The 18846-nt window shown below is 72.4% G+C and carries 17 protein-coding genes, 1 tRNA gene and 1 riboswitch; of the genes, 4 read left to right on the forward strand and 14 right to left on the reverse strand.

The features are described 5' to 3' along the window. A complete protein-coding gene (locus tag ACIPSJ_RS16015) occupies positions 1-1353 on the forward strand; it encodes a PrsW family intramembrane metalloprotease (RefSeq protein WP_359211690.1) in 1353 nt (450 codons plus the stop codon). 138 nt (positions 1354-1491) lie between these two features. Here ACIPSJ_RS16015 and ACIPSJ_RS16020 read toward each other — a convergent pair whose 3' ends face one another. The 5 genes from ACIPSJ_RS16020 to ACIPSJ_RS16040 form a co-directional block, all read right to left on the reverse strand. Next, the gene (locus ACIPSJ_RS16020; RefSeq protein WP_401346296.1) at positions 1492-2436 is read right to left on the reverse strand and encodes an aldo/keto reductase; all 945 of its coding nucleotides are present in this window, start codon (positions 2434-2436) and stop codon (positions 1492-1494) included. Between the two features lie 185 nt (positions 2437-2621). Continuing rightward, a complete protein-coding gene (locus tag ACIPSJ_RS16025) occupies positions 2622-3662 on the reverse strand; it encodes a M23 family metallopeptidase (RefSeq protein ID WP_359211696.1) in 1041 nt (346 codons plus the stop codon). Between the two features lie 7 nt (positions 3663-3669). Beyond that, a riboswitch (cyclic di-AMP (ydaO/yuaA leader) is annotated at positions 3670-3829 on the reverse strand. 263 nt (positions 3830-4092) lie between these two features. Beyond that, positions 4093-5286 carry a PP2C family protein-serine/threonine phosphatase gene (locus ACIPSJ_RS16030; RefSeq protein ID WP_401346298.1) on the reverse strand — a complete coding sequence of 398 codons (1194 nt, stop codon included), beginning with the start codon at positions 5284-5286 and terminating at the stop codon, positions 4093-4095. 178 nt (positions 5287-5464) lie between these two features. Continuing rightward, positions 5465-5538 (reverse strand) — tRNA-Met (locus ACIPSJ_RS16035). 89 nt (positions 5539-5627) lie between these two features. Beyond that, entirely contained in the window at positions 5628-6758 is a 1131-nt protein-coding gene (locus ACIPSJ_RS16040) for a dihydrofolate reductase family protein (protein ID WP_359211702.1), read from the reverse strand. 76 nt (positions 6759-6834) lie between these two features. Here ACIPSJ_RS16040 and ACIPSJ_RS16045 point away from each other — a divergent pair, with 76 nt between their 5' ends. The 3 genes from ACIPSJ_RS16045 to ACIPSJ_RS16055 all read left to right on the forward strand — a co-directional run bounded on the left by ACIPSJ_RS16045 (position 6835) and on the right by ACIPSJ_RS16055 (position 8806). Further along, the gene (locus tag ACIPSJ_RS16045; RefSeq protein WP_359211704.1) at positions 6835-7356 is read left to right on the forward strand and encodes a MarR family transcriptional regulator; all 522 of its coding nucleotides are present in this window, start codon (positions 6835-6837) and stop codon (positions 7354-7356) included. Positions 7357-7509: 153 nt separating this feature from the next. Further along, positions 7510-8151, forward strand: a complete 642-nt coding sequence (gene ribA, locus ACIPSJ_RS16050) for a GTP cyclohydrolase II (RefSeq protein WP_401346301.1) — start codon at positions 7510-7512, stop codon at positions 8149-8151. Between the two features lie 67 nt (positions 8152-8218). Continuing rightward, on the forward strand, positions 8219-8806 hold the full coding sequence (locus ACIPSJ_RS16055) for an O-methyltransferase (protein ID WP_401346303.1): 588 nt from the start codon (positions 8219-8221) through the stop codon (positions 8804-8806). 38 nt (positions 8807-8844) lie between these two features. On the opposite strand, the gene ACIPSJ_RS16060 is transcribed toward ACIPSJ_RS16055, so the two are convergent. The 9 genes from ACIPSJ_RS16060 to ACIPSJ_RS16100 all read right to left on the reverse strand — a co-directional run bounded on the left by ACIPSJ_RS16060 (position 8845) and on the right by ACIPSJ_RS16100 (position 18508). Then, positions 8845-11988, reverse strand: coding sequence for a caspase family protein (locus ACIPSJ_RS16060; RefSeq protein WP_401346305.1), 3144 nt, complete (start codon positions 11986-11988; stop codon positions 8845-8847). Next, positions 11975-12391, reverse strand: coding sequence for a hypothetical protein (locus ACIPSJ_RS16065; RefSeq protein WP_401346307.1), 417 nt, complete (start codon positions 12389-12391; stop codon positions 11975-11977). The genes ACIPSJ_RS16060 and ACIPSJ_RS16065 overlap by 14 nt, the downstream gene beginning before the upstream one ends. Before the next feature lie 116 nt (positions 12392-12507). Continuing rightward, positions 12508-13236 (reverse strand): NAD(P)H-binding protein, encoded by a 729-nt coding sequence (locus ACIPSJ_RS16070; protein WP_359211718.1) that lies wholly within the window; start codon positions 13234-13236, stop codon positions 12508-12510. An 80-nt stretch (positions 13237-13316) separates the two neighbouring features. Then, complete coding sequence (locus ACIPSJ_RS16075) at positions 13317-13985, reverse strand: nitroreductase (protein WP_359211721.1); 669 nt, start codon at positions 13983-13985, stop codon at positions 13317-13319. Positions 13986-14031: 46 nt separating this feature from the next. Continuing rightward, positions 14032-14559, reverse strand: coding sequence for a MarR family winged helix-turn-helix transcriptional regulator (locus tag ACIPSJ_RS16080; protein WP_401346310.1), 528 nt, complete (start codon positions 14557-14559; stop codon positions 14032-14034). A gap of 53 nt (positions 14560-14612) precedes the next feature. Further along, entirely contained in the window at positions 14613-15203 is a 591-nt protein-coding gene (locus tag ACIPSJ_RS16085) for an ATP/GTP-binding protein (RefSeq protein ID WP_359211727.1), read from the reverse strand. Beyond that, a complete protein-coding gene (locus ACIPSJ_RS16090) occupies positions 15184-15582 on the reverse strand; it encodes a DUF742 domain-containing protein (RefSeq protein WP_359211730.1) in 399 nt (132 codons plus the stop codon). Before ACIPSJ_RS16090 ends, ACIPSJ_RS16085 begins: the two co-directional genes overlap by 20 nt. Next, entirely contained in the window at positions 15579-16010 is a 432-nt protein-coding gene (locus ACIPSJ_RS16095; RefSeq protein ID WP_359211733.1) for a roadblock/LC7 domain-containing protein, read from the reverse strand. Before ACIPSJ_RS16095 ends, ACIPSJ_RS16090 begins: the two co-directional genes overlap by 4 nt. Next, positions 16007-18508 carry a nitrate- and nitrite sensing domain-containing protein gene (locus ACIPSJ_RS16100; protein WP_401346313.1) on the reverse strand — a complete coding sequence of 834 codons (2502 nt, stop codon included), beginning with the start codon at positions 18506-18508 and terminating at the stop codon, positions 16007-16009. The genes ACIPSJ_RS16095 and ACIPSJ_RS16100 overlap by 4 nt, the downstream gene beginning before the upstream one ends. Positions 18509-18846 lie beyond the last annotated feature (338 nt).

An 18846-nucleotide genomic window follows, 5' to 3' on the forward strand; every position in this document is an offset into this window, starting at 1 on the left:
GTGGCCAGCTACCCGCCGCCGTACCCGTCGTATCCGACGTATCCGCCACGTCCGCCGTATCCGCCGGACCCCGCCGGGGACGGCCTGCGGCATCCCCGCTGGTGGCAGCGGCGCTGGGTGCGGTACGGGGCGCTGAGCACGCTGCTCGCGCTCTCCGGGCTGGTGATCCTCGCGCTGGTGCGGGAGCAGACGGGCACGGAGGGTTTCCTCGTCGGGCTGGGGCTCGCCGTACTGCCCGTGCCGCTGCTCATAGCCGCGTTCCGGTGGCTCGACCGGGTCCAGCCGGGGCCCTGGCGGAACGTGCTGTTCGCCTTCGCCTGGGGGGCCTGCGCGGCCGCGCTCATAGCCATCGTCGCCAACAGCTTCGCCACCCGCTGGATAGCGACGGCCACCGCGGATCCGAGCAGCGCGGACACGCTCGGCGCGACGGTGATAGCGCCGATCGTCGAGGAGTCGGCCAAGGCCGCCGCCGTGCTGCTGGTCTTCCTCTTCCGCAGACGGGACTTCACCGGGATCGTCGACGGGGTGGTGATCGCCGGGGTCACCGCCACCGGGTTCGCGTTCACCGAGAACATCCTCTACCTCGGTACGGCCTTCGGGACCGACCAGCTGACCGGTGGCACCGGGATCGCCTCCGTCACCGCCGCGACCTTCTTCGTGCGCATCGTCATGTCACCCTTCGCGCACCCCCTGTTCACCGTCTTCACCGGCATCGGCTTCGGCCTCGCCGCGCTCTCCACGGACCGGCAGCGGACGCGGCGCGCGCTGGTGCCGGTCGCCGGGCTGCTGTGCGCGATGAGCATGCACGCGTTCTGGAACGGGTCCTCGACGTTCGGGCAGTTCGGGTTCTTCGCCGTGTACGGCATGTTCATGGTGCCGATGTTCGGGCTGCTGACCTGGCTGGCCGTCTGGACCCGGCAGCGGGAGCTGCGGACCGTGCGCGAGGAGCTGCCGGCGTATGTGTACGCGGGGTGGCTGGGCGCGGCCGAGCCGTTCGTCCTGGGGTCGATGCGGGCGCGGCAGATGGCCCGGGAGTACGCCGCGTACCACTTCGGCAAGCCGACGGGGCGGGCGGTCGCCGAGTACGAGGCGTACGCGACGACCCTGGCGCTGCTGCGGCGCCGGGGGCAACGGGGGCGGGCCGGGGCCGACTTCGTGGTCCGCGAGCGGGAGCTGCTGGCCGAGCTGTGGAACCGGCGGGAGCTGGTCCGCCCGGCCCTGGACTACGCGGCCCGGACGGCCGCACCGAGCGGATGGCCGGGGTACGCCGGCCTTCCGGCGCCGGCCTACGGGGGGCCGGGGTGGTACGGGACGGCGGTCCCGTACCCCTCGTACAACCCGTACCGGACGTAGTACGGCCGGTACGGCCGGTGGGCACCGCCGGAATCCGCCGTCGCGGCTGGGCGCCGCTGCGGCGGAAGAGAATCACCGGCGGAGCATGAGCGGGCGGGCCGAGGCGCCCGTCAGGTCACGGTGCCCGTGAGGCCGCCGTCAGGCCGAGGCCGCCGTCAGCCTGGTGACCTCCTCGTCCGTGAGGTGCAGGTCCGCCACGCCCAGCAGGGCGGGGAGCTGGTCCAGGGTGCGGGCCGAGGCGATGGGGGCCGCGACGGTGGGCTGGGCCGCCAGCCAGGCGAGGGCGACGGTGGGGACGGGGGCCGAGTGGGTCTCGGCGATCTCGTCCAGGGCGGCGAGGACCCGCCGGCCGCGCTCGGACTCCAGGTACTGGGCGGCGCGGCCCGCGCGGGCGCTGTCGACCGTCGTGCCGGGACGGTACTTGCCGGTGAGGAAGCCGGCGGCCAGGGAGAAGTACGGGACCGCGGCGAGGCCGGTGCGCGAGGCCAGGTCCTGGAGGGGGCCCTCGTAGGTGTCGCGGGAGACCAGGTTGTAGTGGGGCTGGAGGGCGACGTACCGGGCGAGGCCCTCGCGGTCGGAGAGGTCCAGGGACTCCTGGAGGCGCTCCGGCGTGATGTTGGACGCGGCGATGTGCCGGACCTTGCCCGCCCGCACCAGCTCGTCGAGCGCGCCGATGATCTCCTCGACCGGGATCTCCGGCTTGTCGAAGTGCGTGTAGTAGAGGTCGATGTGGTCGGTGCCGAGACGGCGCAGGGAGGCGTCGGCGGCGGCCTTGATGTTGGCGGCGGACAGGCCGGGGTACTCGGGGTGCTGGCTGACCTTCGTCGCGATGACGATGTCGTCGCGGTTGCCGCGCGCCGTGACCCACTTGCCGATGATCGTCTCGGACTCGCCGCCCTGGTTGCCCTCGATCCAGGCCGTGTAGGAGTCGGCGGTGTCCACGAAGTTGCCGCCGGCGGCCGCGTAGGCGTCCAGGACGGCGAAGGAGGCGGCCTCGTCGGCGGTCCAGCCGAAGACGTTGCCACCGAGGGAGAGCGGGAAGACCTCGAGGTCGGAGGAGCCGAGTTTGCGAAGAGCAGTCATGCTCTGTATCAACGCGGGCCGCCCCGGCAGGCCATCCCGGCGCAGTACGAAGGTTTCGTAAACAGGCGCACGGGCGTCCCGCCGGAAACACCGGACCGGCGGCCCGGACGCCGGGGGGTTGTCGTCGGGGCCGCCGGGGATCCCGGGGGTCGGATCGTGGCTCGTCGCGGGTCGGGGGTGACCCGTTACGGGTTGAGGCCCTTGCCGCGCAGCCAGGTCATGGGGTCGATGCCGGTGGCCTGGCCGCCGGGGTGGACCTCCAGGTGGAGGTGCGGGCCGGTGACGTTGCCGGTGGCGCCCACGCGGCCGATGACATCGCCGGTGGCGACCTTCTGGCCGACGGAGACGCTGATCGACGACTGGTGGCAGAACCACAGCTCGGTGCCGTCGTCCAGGGTCAGGATCGTGCGGTAGCCGTAGGAACCGGCCCAGCCCGCCTCGGTGACCGTGCCGCCGTGGACGGCCTTGATGAGCGTGCCGGTGGGCGCGGCGAAGTCGAGCCCGGTGTGGTAGCCGGAGGACCACATGGAGCCGGCCTGGCCGAAGGTGCCGGTGATCGTGTACGAGACGACCGGCAGCGTGTACTGCTTGGCCAGCGCGGCGAGGCGCTCCTTCTCGGCCTTCGCCTTGGCGTCGGCCTCGGCCTGCTCCTTGGCGTCGGCGGCCTTGGCGGCCGCCGCCTTCACCGCCTTGGCCTCCGCGGCGTAGACCGCCTTGTCGGCGGCGGCCACGGCCTTGGCGCTGGCCTTGGTGTCGAGCTGGTTCTGCTGCTGCTCGGCCTGGGCGATGATCCGGCTGCGCAGCGCCTCGCCGGCGTCGGACGAGGAGGAGTCCGCGTCGGTGGCGGTCGTCGTGGTGGTGACGCTGCTGAGCGCGGTCTGGGTGGCCTGGTGGCCGCCGCCCTCGCCGAGCAGGGAGTCGACGGACGACGGCAGGTCGGGCAGCGAGATGGAGACCGGCGGCTTGCCGGTGTTGGCGCTGGCCATGCCGCCCGCGCCGACGGCGGCGATGACACCGACGCCGAGCACCGTGGAGCTGCGGGCGAGTCCGCCGCCCTTCTGCTTGGCGACGCGGTGCCGGCCGCGTGCCTGGGCGAGGGAATCCTCGGTGGGGTTCCACTCCTCCCAGGGGCCCTCGTCGGTGCGGTAGCTGCCGTAGCCGAAGGTGTCGGGTTGACGCTGGCTGGGCACGAACGGGGCTGTCGGAGCAGGCCGGTTGGACGCCACGCGGGCGCACTCCTTTCCTTCCGTCGCCTACCGGGTTAGCTGACGGGTTCGGAGCGGGAAGGTCTCCTACGCGCGTATACCGACCGATTCCTACCGGCGGCAGCCGTGCGATTCACCCCAAGGTGGTGGTTCCCCGGTTCCCTTGCGGGATTCGGCGCGTGCGCGCGGAGCCGTCGCGGGTGACGGCTGGGACGACCGCGCTGCGTTATCGAACGTTAATAGACCCAGCTGTCAGATTCCAAGCTGTTCTCCTTGATCATTAAGCTTTCAAAGCATGGACTTACCAGCCACGACAGGTCAAAAACGGTCGAGTTGACCAGGCCTCCTGCTCAACACAGGAGTCACACACGTTTTGATGGTGACTCAGACGTTATGCGGAGGGCGGTCGTCCGGCCACCCTCCGTCACGTGCGCCACCCTTGCCGCCGAGCTCAGGGCCGTCGTACGGCGAGCAGCGCCATGTCGTCCGTCATGCCGCCGCCGGTGTGCCGGCGCACCTCGGCCGCGAGCCGGGCCAGCAGGGCGCCGGGGGCGGCGAAGGTACGGCCGGCCAGCCGCCGTTCGGGGTCGTAGAACCGGCCGTGCGCGTCCCGCGCCTCGGAGAGGCCGTCGGTGTACAGCAACAGGGTCGCTCCGCCGGGGAACGCGTGCTCGGCGGCCCGGTCGGGCCACGCCCCCAACGCGCCCATCCCCAGCGGCAGCGCGGCCTCCGGCGCCCGCACCGCGGACACCCGCCCGTCGCCGTACAGCAGCAGGGGCGGCGGATGCCCGCGGTTGACGATCCGGACCGTGCCGTCACCATTGCCATTGCCATTGCCATTGCCATTGCCATTGCCATCGCCGCTGCCGCTGCCGCTGCCGCTGCCGTCGCCGTCTCCGCCGCCGTGCGGGAGTTCGGCGAGTACGGCGGTGGCGAACCCCTCGTCGGCCTCGACCCCGCCGCGCCGCACACCCTCGCGCACCAGCGCCCGCTCCAGCCGCCCGGCAACGGCCTCCAGCGTGGCCTCCTGCTCGGCGGCCTCCCGGAAGGCGCCGATGACCACGGCGACGGCGGCGACCGCGCCCATGCCCTTGCCTCGGACGTCCCCGACCACCAGCCGGACGCCGTACGGGGTGTCCTGGACGGCGTACAGGTCGCCGCCGATGAAGGCGCCCTCCTGGGCGGCCTCGTAACGGGCCGCGATCTCGAAGCCGCCGATCCGCTCGGCGGGCTCGGGCAGCACGGCCCGCTGGGCGGCCTCGGCGATCTCGTGGGCGGAGGCGAGACGCTGGTCGCCGATGCGGACGATCCGGTTGATGCCGACGGCGAGGACGGCGACGGTGGCCACGGTCAGGATCTCGGTCAGGGCGTCGGCGTCGGGGCGGAAACCGAAGCGCGCGTGCACGGCGTAGGTGGCGAGGAGCGCGGCGACGCCCGTGAGGACGGTGGTGCGCAGGGAGGAGAGGGGGGCGGCGATCAGCGGGGCGGCCGTGAAGAACGGGGCGGCGGTGAAGACCGCCGGGGTGAGAAGGTCGTAGCAGACACCGGCGGCGATCAGCAGGGCGGGCAGGAAGCGGGCCAGGCTGCGGGCGACTGCCGACCCGCCCTCCGGCACCTCTCCAGGGCCCACGGTACGACTCCCCATATGTCCCCTGTGTCCAATGTGTGTCCGTCCAGGTTCGCGGGCGTGCGCGGGTCGGGGCGAGCGGTGTGGGCCGGGCGGATGAGTACGGACGGATATGGCGGCGGTACGGCAGCAGTACGCCCCGGGTACGACTCAGGGCCGGAATCCAAGATCTTGGATTCCGGCCCTGAGTCATCAGTAGCGGGGACAGGATTTGAACCTGCGACCTCTGGGTTATGAGCCCAGCGAGCTACCGAGCTGCTCCACCCCGCGTCGGTGAAACCAGCATACGCCATCAGAAGCACGTGAGTCACACGGGTTAATACCGGTGGGGTCCGCGGGCCCCCGGTTCACACCTCCGCTCAGCCCAGCAGATGCCCGTTGGGCGCCTTCGCCGCGCTCTCGTACTCCGGGAGCACCAGCACCCGCACCCCCGCCTCCCGCAGCATCCCCGTCCCGTCGGCCGCGGTCACGAACGTGTCCGGCTCGCGCCACGCGGTCAGCACCCGCCGTACCCCGGCCCGGAGGATCAGCTCGGCGCAGGGGTGCGGGCGGGAGGCGCGGTGGGTGCAGGGTTCGAGGCTGGTGTAGACGGTGGCCGCGGGGAGGCGGGGGTCGGCCGGGGGGATCTTGGCCAGGGCCGCCTCCTCGGCGTGCACCACCGGGTCGCCGGCCTCCCGGGAGTGGCCACGGGCCAGTTCCGTGCCGTCGGCCGCGACGACCACCGCGCCGACGCTGAACGCGGTCCGGGACGGCGGGCACTCGGCCGCCAGCTCGCAGGCGAGCCGCAGCCACGCCCGGTCCGCGGCGGACACCGCCGCGCCCGCGCCGGGGGCGGTGGGCTCGTAGCGCATGAGGACGACGTCCTCGATCCGGCGGGTCTCGACCAGCCGCAGCCGCCCGCCCTGGTACCCGCCCGGGCCGAACAGCCGGGGCGCCTTCGGGTCGCCGACGAAGAGCGGGGCGAGGACCAGCTGGAGTTCGTCGGCCAGGCCCTGCTGGAGGAGCTGGGTGTGGACGGTGCCGCCGCCCTCGACCATGAGGCGCCGTACGCCCCGTACGTCGTGCAGGTGCTCCAGGAGCGAGGGCCAGTCGAGGTCGGCGCCGAGGGGGACCACGTCGGCGGCGATCCCGAGGGCGCGGGCCCGCCGCGCGCCCTCGTCCGTCGTGTACACGATCTTCTCGCCGCCGGTGTGCCAGAACCGCGCGTCCGGGTCGAGGTCGCCGGTCGCGGTGACCGTGACCTTGAGGGGGTACTCGGACCGGCCGGCGGCGGTCCGGGCCGCGCGCCGCTCCGGGGAGTTGACCAGGAGCCGCGGGTTGTCCGCGCGGATGGTGCCGGCGCCGATCAGGATGGCGTCGACGGAGGCCCGTACCTCGTCGACGCGGTCGAAGTCGGCCGGGGAGGAGAGCAGCAGTCGGTCGGGGCCGGTGTCGTCGAGGTAGCCGTCGAGGGAGACGGCGGCGGACAGCAGGACGTGGGGGTACGGCATCGGACGCGCTCACTCTCGGCGGCGGGCTGTGAACTGGACGCTTGGTTAAAGTTTGAAACAAACCTACACTGGGTGTATGACGACTCGCTGGCTCACCTCGAAGGAGCAGCGCGCCTGGCGCGCGTACATCGCGGCGACGCACCTCCTGGAGGACGCGATCGACCGGCAGCTCCAGCAGGACGCCGGCATGCCGCATCTGTACTACTCGATCCTGGCCAACCTCTCCGAGGCACCGGAGCGCAAACTGCGCATGACCGACCTCGCCGAGAAGTCGAAGATCACCCGGAGCCGGCTGACGTACGCCGTGACGCGGCTGGAGAAGGACGGGCTGATCCGGCGCGAGGACTGCCAGTGGGACAAGCGGAGCAGCTTCGCCCTGCTGACCGACGCGGGCATGGCGGTCCTGGAGCGCACGGCGCCGGGGCATGTGGAGACGGTGCGGGCGGCGGTCTTCGACCATCTCTCCGAGGAGCAGGTGGACCAGCTGGAGGAGATCAGCGCGGTGATCGTACGGGCGCTGGAGGGGGCCGAGACCCCGCGGCCGACGTCGGACGAGGTGCCCTGGCGGCGGCGGTCGTCACCCTGTTCCGGTTCGTGAACCCGGAATTCGCGAAACCGTACGGAAATCTGTTGCTTCAAATTTAAAGCATGGGGTAGGGTTCCAGCCGTGGATCTGCTTCAAATCTGAAGCAGGAATCCGCGACGTCCCGTACCGGGACAGCCGTCCTGCACCCGGACACTGGAGAACCCGATGACCGACCACCCCGCCGCCACCCAGCGCGCCCGCGTCCGGGTCCCGCTGCGCTTCAACGACGGCTACGGCGTCGACGCCGAGCTCGTCACCTTCCACGGCCTGGCCGACGGCCAGGAGCATGTCGCCATCGTCCTCGGCGACCCCGCCCCCGGCACCCTCCCGCTGGTCCGCCTGCACTCCGAGTGCCTGACCGGCGACGTCTTCGGCTCCGCCCGCTGCGACTGCGGACCCCAGCTGCGCGAGGCCGTCGAGCGCATCGCCGAGCGCGGTGGCGTCCTGCTCTACCTGCGCCAGGAGGGCCGCGGCATCGGCCTCTACAACAAGCTCGACGCCTACGCCCTCCAGGACCAGGGCCTGGACACCTACGAGGCGAACGCCGCCCTCGGCCTGCCCGAGGACGCCCGCGACTACACCGCCGCCGCCCAGATGCTGTCGGCCCTCGGCATCGACGAGCTCGACCTGCTCTCCAACAACCCGGACAAGGCCGAGCAGTTGCGCGGCCTCGGGATCACCGTCCGCGACCGCGTCCCGACCGGCGTCTTCAGCACCGCCCACAACGTCCGCTACCTGCGCGCGAAGGTCCTGCACACCCAGCACACGCTCCCGCTGGGCGAGTTGACGGAGCTCAACGCGGGCTGAGCCCCGCCACGGCCCGGCCGGATGTGCTAGCAACGAAGGCACACGCACCCCCGGTGAAGGAGCCTTGGTGGACGACCAGCTGGCACGCGTTCTCGACGACCTCCACCGCGAGGGACGGTCCCACGACGGCCCGCTGGCCGACCGGCTGCGGCGCCTGCGCAACATGACCCCGGACGCCGCCCGGCTGATCGCGACCCTGATCCGCGCCCGGCGCGCCACGTCCGTCCTGGAGATCGGCACCTCCAACGGCTACTCGGCGATCTGGTGCGCCGACGCGGTCCGCGACACCGGCGGCCGGCTGACCACCGTGGAGATCGACGGGGCCCGGGTCACCGCGGCGCTGGCCAACCTGGAGCGCGCCGGCGTCCGGGAGCACGTCGACGTCGTCCACGGCGACGGCGCCGAGGTCCTCGCCGGCACCCCCGACACCTCCGTCGACCTGGTCGTCCTCGACGCCGAGCGACCGGCCTACGTCGACTACTGGCCGCAGCTGCGCCGCATCCTGAAGCCGTACGGCATCGTGGCCGTCGACAACGCCGTCAGCCACCGGGAGCAGGTGGCCGCCTTCCGCGAACTCCTCACCGACGAGCAGGAGTTCGCCGTGGACCTGCACCAGATCGGCGACGGCGTACTGACCGCGATCCGGCTGCGCTGAGCGCCCGGCCACGGCCTCCGGCGACCGGAGCGGGAGAGTCACATACGGAACCAGCGCGTCACCCGGTTGCGCCGGTTCGCGTCGTCCAGTTGGTCCGCGTACTCGTCCATGCCGTCCTCCCGCAGGATGGCGGCGGTGCCCTGCACCTCCCAGGCCCGGGAGCGACGGACGACCGCCTGGACGAGCGCGCCGGCCACCTCGTCGAGGCGGGCACCGCCCAGTGCGGCCAGCACATCGGGCAACCAGTCCTCCAGCGGCACCCGTTCGGCGGCGGAGGTGATCACCCAGTCGAGATCCGCCTCCTTCCCCTGGTCGTGCAGGGCCCCGAGCAGCTCCGCCAGCTGGTACGGCTCCAGGGCCTGGGCCGCCTTCCACAGCACTGCCTTGGCCCGCTCCACGTCCGATCCGTCGAAGGGGCGCGCCAGTCCGTCCCGCAGGACCCGCCCGACCTCCGGATCGTTCACCTCGGTGCGGCGCCGCTGCGAGGAGCGCTGCACGCGCACCGCGTCCCCGCGCGACAGCCCCACCCTGCGCAACCGGGCCAGTACGTACGGCAGGTCGGCCCGGGAGCCGAGCCCGGCGAGCACGTACTCGTCATGGGCCGGCGCGGACCCCTCCAGCACCCGGTAGATCGCCACGACCCGGTCCGCCTCGGAGTACGCCAGCAACGTCCGCAGCTCATCGGGGACATGCTCGCTGTGGCGTTCGTCCTCCAGCAGATGGGCGAGCAGTTGGGACGCGTCACCGCGGTGACCGGCCAGCGCGTCGCCCAGCACCCAGACCACCGCACGGTCGCCGGCACCGGCGGCCAGGCCCCGCAGCGCCACGATCAGGGCCAGCAGCGCGGAGAGCCGCAGGGCGTTCAGTCCCTCGGTGACGGCGGCGCGCAGCGAACGGTCCGCGGCGCTCTCGTCCGGCGCCTCGGCCGCCCGCACGGTGACTCGGACGAGGGTGCGGAAACCGACCTTCGCCACCGAATCCGTGAGGTACTCGTGTTCTTCGTGCGAGAGGAGGCCCGGCAGCGCCCACAGGGTCTCCTCCAGGAGCGGTTCGGAACGCTCGCCGAGCAGGTCGAGCAGCCGGTCCGCTTCCGCGAACCGCCCGCCGCGCCAGTAGTGCAGGAGCACCGGCGCCACCTCCCCGCCCTCGGCGGAGGCCGCGATGTGCGCGTGCAGGGTGTCGACGTCGACCTCGCCGGCCAGGGCGGGAAGCACCCCGAGCAGCTCCCCTTCGGGGCCGTTCAGGACGTCGGCGAGCATCCGGTCGGCGTCCTCCCGCGCACCGTGCGCGCGCAGTTCGGCGACGAAGACGACGCGCTCCGCGGCGGGACGGCCGGCGGCGCGCTCCAGGAGCCGGTCCACTGCCTCGTGCCCGAGCTCGCGCAACGCGGCGATGAGGGCGGCGGCCTGCGCGGGCCCCGCGTCGGCGACGTCGGTGAGCAGGCGCATGGCGTCCAGGGGGCGGCCGAACCGGCGCAGCGCCGTCATGAAGGAGACGGTGTCGTCGGCACCGCGGGGGCGCGCGTTCGCCCACTGCACCACCGTGACGAGGGCGTCGGGCCGGGTCCGGCGGATCCGCTCCATGATCCCCAGCACCGTCCCGGCGGAGGCCGTGCCCAGCAGGTCACGAGCCGCGTCGTCCGCCCAGTCGAGACCGGCCGAGCGCAGGGCGAGCGCCCAGCCGACCCGTTCCTCCGGCTCGGCGGCGAGCAGCGCCCGGAGCAGTTCCTCCGCCTGCCGCTGTGCCCCGTTCTCCTTCATGGAGAGCAGCAACCGGGCGGTCTCCTCCCGTGACCGGGAGGCGGCGAGGGCCTCGGGCAGCGCCAGGTACAGCGCGTACGCGGATTCGGCGGAGTCCCGTTCCAGCAGGGCGTCGGCGACGCGGACGTACTCCGGGTCGGGATGTCCGGCGACCAGCAGGCGCAGTCCGGCCATGGCCTCCTCGCCGAGCCCCTGCTGATGGAGCGCCACCACCAGGTCGGCCGAGCCCTCGGGACCGCTCGTCGCGAGGGCGGGCCGCACCAGGCGCTCCGTCACCGCCAGACCGAGGTCGCGCAGGCTGCGGGCGGCCGCCGCGACGGCCGTCGGACCGGTGCGCGCCAGTGCCGCGAAGATCATGTCGGCCACCTGGCCGAGGCCGAGCTGTTCGAGCACGTGCAGACATTCCGTGACCTGGGCGGCCGACCGCGCGGCGACGGCCTCGCAGGCGAGCTGCGTCTCCCGGCGCAGCCCGGCCGCGTGCAGGTCGCTCAGCAGCGCCGCCGCCTCCTGTTCGGGCCAGCGGGTGGCGACGGCGGTGAGCACGCCGTCGGCCTCGGCGCGGCGCTCCGTCCTCGCCATACCGGTCAGCTGCTCGATGAGACCCGGCACCGTCTCGTCCAGCAGGGCCTCGTACCCGGCGGGCACGGCGGTGTCGAGCGGTACCGGGGTCCGGGGGCGCCGCCGTTCGCCCAGGTGGGCCCGGTTGCGGATGAAGGTGATGCGGGCACCGGCGTTGCGGGCGCGCTGCTGGGGCAGCGGGCCGCCGCCGGCCCGCAGGGCGCGGTCCACCGACCGGTAGATCGTGTCCATGTCGAGGAGGTCGCCGGTGTCGGGGTGGCCCTGGTCGAGCACCTTCACGAGTTCGCCGGTGAACAGCGTGTACTCGGCGCCCACCGGTGCCATCGAGGTCCGGTTCTCCGCGGAGGACGTCATGAGGAAGGTGCCGTCCACCTCCGCGAAGTCGGCGACACCCACGTCCGGACCCATGAAGCCCTTGAGGGCACGGCCGCTGAAGCAGGTGTCGAGGATGACCACCTTGTGCAGGGCCGTGCAGTACCGGAGGATCACCGATCTGACCCGGTCGTAGGACAGGGCCCGGAACAGGTGCTCGCTGGTGGTGTCCGGCAACGCCAGTTGCAGTCCGTCGGGCTGCTCGGGCAGGCCGTGGCCGGCGAAGTACAGCAGGAAACCGTCCTGCGCCTGCGAGGCCGCCGCGTGCACCGCCTCCAGCACCTCGCGGTCGGACGTCGGGTCCAGCAGGACCGTGCAGTTCTCCGCCGGGAGTCCCCACAGATCGGGGTCGCACAGCAGCTCGGCCATGCGCCGTACGTTGTTGGCGACGGCGGGGAGCGGTTCCAGGTGCTGGTAGCCCTGGACGCCGACGATGACCGCCCGGGAGGCGGACGGCTCAGGCTGGGTCATCGGTGCGCGCCCCTGCCTCGGCGGAGGTCGCCGGCGTGGGCGCCGGTGCCGGCTCGCGCAGCGCCGCGAGGATCCGCTCCAGCGCCTCCGGGCTGTCGTCCGTCACGGTCAGCGTGCCGCCCGGCAGGGTCACGGTGAGGCGGGGCGGCGCCGGGCGGGTGGAGCGCCAGGACGCGTAGGCGACCGCCAGGTTGAGGGCGGCGATGCCCTGGCCGACCACGACCTCGATGACGTCCAGCGACCCCATCGTTCCCGTCGGACCCGTCGTCCCGGCGGACTCGCGGGGGATCCGGCGGATCGCGGCCGTACGGCGCAGATCCGAGTCCCCGACGAGCCAGTCGTGGAGTTCGCCGACGATCAGATGTCCGTCCTCGTGATCCGGACCGGTGATTGTGGCACGCATACGACCCCCCATGGCCCCCTGCAACGATTCGCAGCCGCGAGTGTAGGGCGACGGTCACTCTCCGACACCCCGAACGCACGAATCGTCGCCGGACCGTCCCGCCCCGGGCCGGTGGGTCAGGAGAGCCAGTCGGTGTAGTGGGTGGGGGCGAGGTGGGCGTCCGGGTCGGTGAGGACGTCGCCCTTGACGGCGGCGAACATGCCGGCGGTGGGGTCGGTGACGACGGTGCGGGGGTCGCCCTTGTGGGACAGGGTGATCCGGCCCAGTTCGTCCAGGGAGAAGATCTCGGGGCCGGCGACGTTGCGGATGCCGTTCAGCGGGGCGCCCGCGGCGACCTCCGCCACCGCGGCGGCCACGTCCGCGGAGGCGATCGGCTGGATCGGCGTGGCGGGCAGCCGGACGGTGTCGCCCTCGGCGGTCCAGGACAGGACGGCCTCCATGAAGTCCATGAACTGGGTGGCCCGGACGATCGAGTAGGGGATCCGACCGGCCTCCAGGAGATGCTCCTGGACCACCTTGGCCTGGTAGTAGGCCAGCTCCGGCACCTGGTCCACGCCGACGATCGAGAGGATGACGAAGTGGCCGACGCCGCCCTTGCGGGCCGCGGCCAGCAGATTCTCCATCGAGGTCTGGAAGAAGGCCGGGGAGGCTTCGTCGAAGGTCGGGGAGTTCGTCAGGTTGACGACGACGTCGGCTCCGGCCACCGCCTCGTCCAGCCCCTGGCCGCTGAGGACGTCGGCTCCGGTGGACTTCGAGTGGGGTACCGCCTCGTGCCCGGCGGCCCGCAGGTCCTTGACGACCTGCGATCCGATCAGCCCGGTACCGCCTATGACCGCGATCTTCATGACGTACCTTTCGTCGCTCTTTTTCCGCAATATGACATAGAGCGAGCTAGGTGGGCAGGGCAAGAAACGGCAGGGCGGTGTCAGTGGCCGTCGACGAACGTGACCGTCTCGCCGAGCGGCGCCCGGGTCGTGCGGGGTGCGCGTTCCGTGACGTCCTCGAAGCCGATCGACATGCCGCAGAAGAGGACGAGCCCCTCGGGGGGCGAGACGATCTCCGCGACGGTCCGGTGGAACTTCGCCCACGCCATCTGCGGGCAGCTGTGCAGCCCTTCGGCGCGCAGCAGCAGCATGGCGGTCTGCAGAAACATGCCCAGGTCGGACCACTGGGGCCGCCCCATGTCCCGGTCGACGTAGCAGAACAGGGCGGCCGGCGCGCCGAAGCAGTCCCAGTTCCCGGCGGCGGCCCGCTGGCGCGCCTCCAGGTCCTCGCGCGCGATGCCGAGCGCGCCGTAGCGCTGCTCACCGAAGGCCGAGCGGCGCTCGCGGTACGGCGACTTCAGCACGGGCGGGTACTGCTCGTACTCCGGCTCGTCCCAGGGGTCGCCCACGGCCAGGCGCTCACCGGCCCGCTTCTTGAGCTCGGCCAGGGGTGCGCCGGTCAGCACGTACACGTGCCAGGGCTGGATGTTCGATCCCGAGGGCGCCCAGGCCGCGGCGGACAGCACCCGCTCCAGGGTCTCCCTCGGGACGGGCCGGTCGGTGAACGCGCGCACCGCCCGCCGGCTCGCTACCGCCTCGTAGACGTCCATGAGTGCCGACCTCCGTCCGCCCCCCTTAGTCACACCCAAGATGGTATCACTCGATACCATCTCGGGTAAGACGGGTCAGCAGCTCCGTCAGCTTCTCGGGTTCGCCGGGCTCCAGCTCCGCGACCAGACGTTCGGCGAGCGGCTCCGCCGCCACATGGACCGCGTCGAAGAGCTCCCGCCCCTCAGGGGTGATCTCCACCGCCCGCGCCCGCCGGTCCCCCGGAACCGCCCTGCGCACGGCCAGCCCCTTGCGCTCCAGGTCGTCCACGACCCGCATGATCCCCGCCTTGTCCGACCCCGTCGCCGCCGCCAGGTCCCGCTGCACCGTGGCCCCGTGGTCGACCAGCTCGATCAGCACCGCGAAGTGCCGCAGCTCCACACCGAACGGCCGCAGCGCCTCCCCCATCACCGCGGCCGCGTGCCAGTGCGCCCGGCGCAGCAGCAGGCCGAGGGCGAACGGCGAGACATCCCCGGGGCGGTGGGCCGCACGCGGGGCGGAGGCGGAAGCTGGGGTCGGGGCGGAGGGGGAGGCGGAAGCGGGCGCGGCGGGCGGGTGCGGAACATCGGTGGCCATGGAGCCAGATTACTTCGCTCGATACAGTATCGAATGAAACCAAATGTCGGCGGTTACACGGACGTGGTGGAGCGGCTCGCCATCAGATGGTCGACGAGGGCCAGCAGCACATCGCGGCCGTCCGACCGGTCCCGGGCGTCGCAGAGCACCAGCGGCACCTGGGGGTCCAGGGCGAGCGCGCCGCGGATCTCCTCCGCGGTCCGGTCCCGGACACCGTGGAAGCAGTTGACGCCGACGACGAAGGGGATGCCACGGCTCTCGAAGAAGTCGATCGAGGCGAAGCTCACCTCCAGCCGCCGGGTGTCGACCAGGACCACCGCGCCCAGCGCCCCGTTGACCAGGTCGTTCCACATGAACCAGAAGCGCTCCTGGCCAGGGGTGCCGAACAGGTACACCACGAGGTCGCCGCTGATGGTGATCCGCCCGAAGTCCAGCGCGACGGTGGTCGTCACCTTGCTGGTCAGGCCCTCCAGGTCGTCCACGCCGTCGCTGGCCCGGGTCAGGTACTCCTCGGTGTGCAGCGGGGCGACCTCGCTCACCGCGCCGACCAGGGTCGTCTTCCCGACGCCGAACCCGCCGGCGACCAGGATCTTGACCGCCAGGGGGGCGGTGCCGGGCACGTGCTCAGAGCTTGCGTAGTCCATTTCTCACCGCCTCAAGGATGGTCATGTCAGAAACGTCGCCCGGCTGGGCGAGCGGCCGCGGCGCACGGGCCCACATCTGGCCGGAGTCGACCAGATCACCGATGAGGATCTTGGTCAGTGACACCGGGAGACCCAGTTCGGCCGCGACTTCCACCACCGCTCTGGAGTCGCGGCACAGCGCGAGGATCGTGCGGTGCTCCGGCTGCATCCCGCGCACCGCGAGCGCGGCCTGCGCGGTGCCCTCGGGGACCGTCGTCACCAGGGTGATCAGGGTCAGATCCGCCCGCTCGGGGGCGGTGCGCCCGCTGGTGATCGTGTAGGGACGGACCAGTTGCTCGTCGGCGTCATCGTCGTCGAACCCCTCGGTCCAGTGCCTCATCCGGCTCTCCCGGTGTCGTCCGACGGCGGTGTACGCGCGTCGGTGCCCAGCCGCTGGCCGACCTGCTGGACGAGGGTGTGCATGGCGACGCTCATCAGCTCGGCGTCGACCTCCTGGGAGGCGATCACCGCCAGGTGGGTGCCGCGCCCCGCGGAGATCACGAACAGCCACAGGCCGGCCATCTCGACGATGACCTGGTGGACCGGGCCGCCGCCGAAGAGTTGCCCGGCGCCGCGGGCGAGGCTCTGCTGGCCCGTGGCGATCGCGGCGAGCCGCTCGGCGTCGGAGCGGTCGACGGTCCGCGAACGGCTGATCACCAGGCCGTCGTCGGAGAGCACGATGGCGTGCCGGGTGCCCGTCACCTGGTCGACCAGGCCGTCCAGAAGCCAGTCCAGGTCCACGTCGGTGGCCGTCGTTCGCTGCGTCATCCTCGATCATCCGTCCTGGGAGAGGCAGGCCGGCTGGGAGAGGCGGGCCTTCCACCGTTGCCGTTGCCATCGCCGTTGCCGGCGCCGTCACGGCTGCCGTAGCCGTTGCCGTTGGTGTGACCGTCGCTGTCACCGGTGCCGGCGCCGAAGCCGGCCGCGGCGCCGTCGTCGTCCGAGTCGTCCCCGCCCCGGGCCGGCTGGGACGACTGCCTGGACTGCCTGGACTGCCTGGACTGTCGCTGGAACGCGCCGATCGTGGCCCCCGACCGGCCGGACCGGCCGGGGAGCGTCCAGAGGTCCGGCTCGTCCGGCTCGTCCGGCTCGGCCCGCTCCTCCGGTGCCGCCGGGAGCTGGAGTTCGGGCGCCAGGCTGGCCTGGCGGACCCGCTGGGGCAGCGGCCGCGCCTCGGCCGGCGGGGGCGGGGACGCCTCGTGCTCGTCCGCCGGCCGCGGGCCGGAGGCGGCGGTGACGTTCGCCATCGCGTGTCCCCTGGCGCGGACGGGCAGCTGACCGCCCTCCTGCGGGGCCCGCGAACCGATACCGGCGTCGTGCGGGTGCCGCCGCGGACCGGGCCGGTACGGCGGGGTCTCCGGGGGAACCTCGGCCCACTGGGGCGCCGTACCGGGCCGGTCCACCACCACCTGTTCCGGCAGCAGGACGATCACCCGGGTACCGCCGAAGGCGGACGGCCGCAGCTCCACCCGCAGGCCGAGCCCCGCCGACAGCCGGGCGACCACGTACAGGCCGAGCCGTACGTCGTCGGCCTGGGTCATCACGTCGAGCTGCGGTGGCGTCTCCATCAGGGCGTTGGCGGCGGCGTACTGCTCGGGCTCCATGCCCAGGCCGCGGTCCTCGATCTCGACCGCGATGCCCCGGCTGACCGGCGCGGCCCGCACCTCGACCGGGGTCAGCGGCCTGGAGAAGGCGGCGGCGTTCTCCATCAGCTCCGCCAGGATGTGCACCAGCGGACCCACCGCCCGCTCGGACACCCAGGCCTCGTCCTCCACGTCGATCGAGATCCGCCGGTAGTCCTGCACCTCGCTCTGCGCGGCGCGCAGCACGTCGAGCAGCCGGACCGGCTTGTGCCAGCGGCGCTGCGGCTGGCCGCCGCCGAGGATGACCAGGTTCTCCTCGTAGCGGCGCAGCCGGGCGGTGAGGTGGTCCAGGTCGAACAGGCCCTCCAGCACCTCCGGGTCGTCGTGGGTGCGTTCCAGCTCGTCCAGCTTGCGCAGCTGGAGGCCGATGAGGATCTGGGTACGGCGGGCGATCCGCTGGAGCAGCCGCTCGAAGCCGCGGTGCTGTTCGGCCTGCCGGACGGCGGTGGACACGGCGCTGCGGCTGGCCGCGTTCAGGGCCCGGCCGAGTTCGCCGAGCTCGTCGGGGGTGGGCTCGACCAGCCGGACCTCGCGGTCCACGTCGACGTTCTCGCCGCGCTCCAGCCGGGACACCACGTCGGGCAGCCGCTGCTGGAGCTCCACGGCCTCCTCGCGCAGGGCGTCGATGCGCCGGCGCAGGACGGTGGTGAGGCGCCAGCTGGTGATGATGACCAGGACCACGGCGAGCAGGCCGATGGCGCTGACGATGAGCAGGGTCCGCTGGAGCCGGTCGACGCTGTCGGAGGCGACCTTGTCGAGGTGCGCGACCCGGACCTGGACCAGGTTCAGCAGCCGCGGGTAGCCGGCGTCCACCGAATCGCGCCACTGGGTGTGGATCTGGCCGAGGACCAGCTCGCCCTGCGAGTGGTGCGGGCCGGCGACGATGACCTGCTCCTCCAGGTTCTGCTTGGTCGCCCATGACCTGGCGGCCGTCAGCCCCTCGTACGCGTCGCGTTCGGCGCCGGTGAGGGTGAGGGCGGCCCGCTGGAGCAGGTACTCCTGGGCGCCGACGGCGTCGACGAACACGTCGTACTCGTCGACCTTCAGATGCCCGCTCTGCCAGTCGCGGCCGAGCAGGGCGTCCTCGCGTCCGATCATGTCGATGGCGCCGTAGAGGTCGACGATCGTGTGCGCCAGCAAGGTCACGTCGGCGTTGCTGCTGCGGCCCAGCGCGGTGAAGACGGTGATCAGGGAGTCGACGGTGCCGTTGTAGTAGTCGAACGCCGCCTTCTTGCCGGCCGACCCGCCGTCCACCGCCTTGCGCTGTGCGGGGAGCCGGTCGAGATCGCGCACGGTGTCGGCGAGGGCCGTGCCGAGTCCCTGCTGACCGTGCGAGGTGCTCTCGGACGCCACCCGGCGGAAGCCGGTCACCGCCTTGTCGGTCGCCGCGCGCGCGGCGGCCAGCTTGTCGCGGGTGGCGGTACCGGGGTCGGCCTGCGCCTCCGCCGTGAACCGCCGCTCCTCTCCGAGGGACTGGAAGAGGGCGGCCGACGGCCGGCTCAGGGAGGCGGTCAGATCGCGCTGGGCCTTCTCCGCCTGCCAGCGGGTCGCCAGCTGGTACGTACTCAGACCCCACAGGGGCGCGAGCGCGAGGCTCGGTACCACCACGAGGACGACCAGCACGGTCCGCAGAGGCAGTCGACGGACGCCCCCACCAGGCCCGACCGCCTCTGAGGGCACATCAGCCGACGTCTGTTCAGCCTCGTCCGCTGGCCTGTTCTCGGCGGCCGTACTTCTGGTTCGTCTACCCCCGAACCCGCCCAATCCGGTCACCTTAGTGACACTCCCCCCACCGTTTCGCGCATTCATGAGGAAAAAATCGCCCAAGTCCGGCGACTGGTGGGCCGATAGTAGTCAGATTCAACGGGGCCCGTAAGCCCTTTGCCGCACCCCGCGGATCCGGCCTTCGGGAGTTCATTTCCCCGAGTCCGACCGGCAGTTGGCACCTGCGAAGCGCGCCC

Origin of the sequence: Streptomyces sp. NPDC090088 (assembly GCF_044747345.1) — a bacterium.
Taxonomy (GTDB): Bacteria; Actinomycetota; Actinomycetes; order Streptomycetales; family Streptomycetaceae; genus Streptomyces.